The organism is Laspinema sp. D2d (genome assembly GCF_025370755.1).
Lineage (GTDB): Bacteria > Cyanobacteriota > Cyanobacteriia > Cyanobacteriales > Laspinemataceae > Laspinema.
This window is the reverse complement of record NZ_JAMXFC010000078.1, coordinates 1-2837: the sequence shown is the minus strand read 5'-3', so window position 1 is coordinate 2837 and position 2837 is coordinate 1. Positions and strand designations below refer to the sequence as shown.

Sequence of the window (2837 nt, the reverse complement as noted above, 5' to 3'; positions counted from 1 at the left end):
TTCATCCGACCTGCCATCAGCCACCTCTATCAAATACTGCTTCCATCTTATGCTATTTCATTTTAAATTGGTATTACCCATTTCATAAACTATAACAAAGTCGTTGCCATCAATTGCACAACCTCCTCAAAAACTAGAATTACTACTCATTCAAAGTATCTAATCGATCTAAAATCTCTAAACCCCGCGCCACATCTCCCTGCATTGCTAAGGCTTGAAACCGTGTCTGAGTATCAAACTCAGCTAGTGCAAGCGTCGAGAGTTCTTCCATTAATTTATTCACACTGATGCCACGAGATTGAGCCAGTGCTTTCAGGCGAGAATGTTTTTCATCGGGTAAACGAATCGTTAAAGTTGCCATATACTTACTCCGTAATCAATGCTTCAGGGGAAAGAATAGAAAGCTGGGGAAAGATGAGTTCGCGCTGCTGGAAATCTTTAACATTCTGGGTGACAATTGCCTCGGCATTGCCTGCGATCGCCAACTCAATCAAATGATTATCGGCTTCATCCCGCAAGTTTGGCCGCCATAAGTAATAAATCTGAACCCATTGACTCACTGACATCAAAGCAGCCAGCAATGCTTCAACATCTGCTTTCGGTAGCGGACAACGTACCATGACTTCTGACCTTGCCAGAATGGACTCATACTCCAAAAACAAAGCCGTTCCCATCAGGGGTTGATACTTGCCTTGTAAGCAGGCACGAAGCACGGCACGACTGACTCCATCGGGACTAATCAAGGCACTGACAAAAACGTTGGTGTCAATCACAAGTTTGCTACACATGAGCCAATGATAGCATATATGCCATCATTGGGGGGATGGCGATCGCATTCCCTCAATTTCTTGATTTTTATTAACATTTATCCCACCCATCAGAAAAGTCCGAGAGTTTGGGAACTGGGCATCTTTAGATCGCAGAGGAAAAACGAACGAGCGGTTTTAACCGCTCATCTTTGAAGGTTTCCGCTATGATGGGTATGTGTTCAGCGGAATCAAGGATGTTACTCACTCAAACCAATCGGTTGAAACTGAATCAGCAGGAGGCGGCAGTTGCTAAACAGCTTTGTCGATTGAGCAAAAATATGTTCAACGTCGGCCTGTACAACGTCCGTCAGTATTTCTTTCAGGAGCGCAAGCATCTTCGCTATGAGGGCAACTATCATCATTCCAAGACGAATGAGAACTATGATCTGTTGGCAACAGACATTGCTCAACAGACCTTGAAGATAGTTGACCGCTCTTTTAACTCGTTCTTCAAATTGCTGCAAATGAAACAGCGTGGAGAATTGAGTGCAAGGGTGAACATCCCTGCCTATCTGCCTAAAGAGGGCTACTTTTTGCTGGTGATTCCGATTCGTCCGAGGGACCTGGAGAAGATGCCCAGTAAAAACTGGTTGTTCACCGTGCCGACATCCCGTAAATTTCGACGGGAACATGGTACTTTTTCTTTCCAAGTCCCTGAAAGGCTCAGGGGTCTGAATATCAAAGAGATTCGCATTCTGCCTAAGTTTGACGGACACTATTTTGATGCCGCCTATGTTTATGAGGGGCAGGAAGAAAAGCAAATTGAACGGTCCATGGAAATGCTTGGTATCGACTTGGGATTGAACAACTTTGCGAGTTGTGTCAGTACAACCAAAGAGTCTTTTGTGATTGATGGCCGCAAGATTAAGTCGATTAATCAGTGGTACAACAAGGAAAATGCTCGGCTGCAATCGATTAAGGATTTGCAAAAGATCCAAGGATTGACGCATCGACAAGCATCGTTGTTGGATAGGCGCAATCATCAAGTGCAAGACTTCCTGAATAAATCGGCAAGGCAGGTAGTTAATTGGTGCATCAAGCGAAGCATCAGCAAGATTGTTGTGGGCTACAACCCTGACCTGAAACAATCGGTCAATCTGGGCAAACGCAACAATCAGAACTTCACTCAAATTCCCGTTTTTACCTTTAAGCGCAAGCTGCAAAGCCTCTGCGAACGGTACGGAATTGAAGTAGTCGAGCAAGAAGAGTCGTACACCAGTAAAGCGAGTGCGCTCGATGGCGACACCCTTCCTGTTTGGAATGCTGATAATCCCAAAAAATACGAATTCAGTGGCAAGCGTATCAAACGTGGACTTTACCGCACCGCAAAGGACTGGATTGTCAACGCTGATTGCAATGGGGCGCTGAATATCCTGCGTAAGCATACAAGTAAGCTGGATGAGTTTCTCGGACAGTTTAGAGGCTGTTTGGCACAGCCGTTACGAATCAAGATCCGATAGGGTCAAGGTTCTTAAGAATCCCCGCGTCTTCAGACCGGGGAGTGTCAAGACCTTTTCCACTCTCATTCACCTCCTACAAACCCGCGCCCACCAACAGCCCAACCAAATTGCCTACACTTTCCTCAAAAACGGCAAAACCCCCACCAGTCAACTCACCTATCGCCAACTCGACCAAAAAGCAAAAGCGATCGCCGCCTACCTACAAAGTCAACTCTCTCCGGGGTCTAGAGTTCTCCTAGTTTATCCCCAAAGCCTTGATGCGATCGCCGCCCTGTTTGGTTGTCTTTATGCCGGAGTCATCGCCATTCCAGCCCCAGCCCCAGACACCACCCGACTCAAACGCACCTTACCCAGACTAGAAGCGATCGCCACTGATGCCAATGCCTCCCTCATCTTAACCACCCACAACCAACTCACTCGCCCAAACCCCGCTCTCACCTTTCAAGCCAAAAACTTTGTCAGCCGACTCAACGGTAGCCCCTCACTCTTCCTTCTGGAGTTTAGACTAAGCCAGTGACACGAAAGCAATAAAGAGGGGAGCCCGACTTGCATCTAGGCTCCCCTTGGC

General features: G+C 46.8%; 4 protein-coding genes. 2 read left to right on the top strand and 2 right to left on the bottom strand.

Translation table 11 applies throughout. The annotated features are described in order from the left end of the window. Positions 1 to 142: 142 nt before the first annotated feature. Entirely contained in the window at positions 143 to 361 is a 219-nt protein-coding gene (locus NG796_RS26235) for a toxin-antitoxin system HicB family antitoxin (RefSeq protein WP_261199010.1), read from the bottom strand. A gap of 4 nt (positions 362 to 365) precedes the next feature. Further along, positions 366 to 788, bottom strand: coding sequence for a putative toxin-antitoxin system toxin component, PIN family (locus tag NG796_RS26230; protein ID WP_261199011.1), 423 nt, complete (start codon positions 786 to 788; stop codon positions 366 to 368). A 215-nt stretch (positions 789 to 1003) separates the two neighbouring features. Between NG796_RS26230 and NG796_RS26225 the strand changes: the two genes are divergently transcribed. Beyond that, the gene (locus NG796_RS26225) at positions 1004 to 2269 is read left to right on the top strand and encodes an RNA-guided endonuclease InsQ/TnpB family protein (RefSeq protein WP_261210449.1); all 1266 of its coding nucleotides are present in this window, start codon (positions 1004 to 1006) and stop codon (positions 2267 to 2269) included. Beyond that, positions 2208 to 2786, top strand: a complete 579-nt coding sequence (locus NG796_RS26220) for an AMP-binding protein (protein ID WP_261210448.1) — start codon at positions 2208 to 2210, stop codon at positions 2784 to 2786. The genes NG796_RS26225 and NG796_RS26220 overlap by 62 nt, the downstream gene beginning before the upstream one ends. Positions 2787 to 2837: the final 51 nt, after the last annotated feature.

What these genes read in the sequence shown, in the direction of transcription:
- NG796_RS26225 (WP_261210449.1), top strand. Translation starts at nt 1,004, where the DNA reads ATGTTACTCACTCAAACCAATCGGTTGAAACTGAATCAGCAGGAGGCG.
- NG796_RS26230 (WP_261199011.1), bottom strand. Translation starts at nt 788, where the DNA reads ATGTGTAGCAAACTTGTGATTGACACCAACGTTTTTGTCAGTGCCTTG.
- NG796_RS26235 (WP_261199010.1), bottom strand. Translation starts at nt 361, where the DNA reads ATGGCAACTTTAACGATTCGTTTACCCGATGAAAAACATTCTCGCCTG.
- NG796_RS26220 (WP_261210448.1), top strand. Translation starts at nt 2,208, where the DNA reads ATGAGTTTCTCGGACAGTTTAGAGGCTGTTTGGCACAGCCGTTACGAA.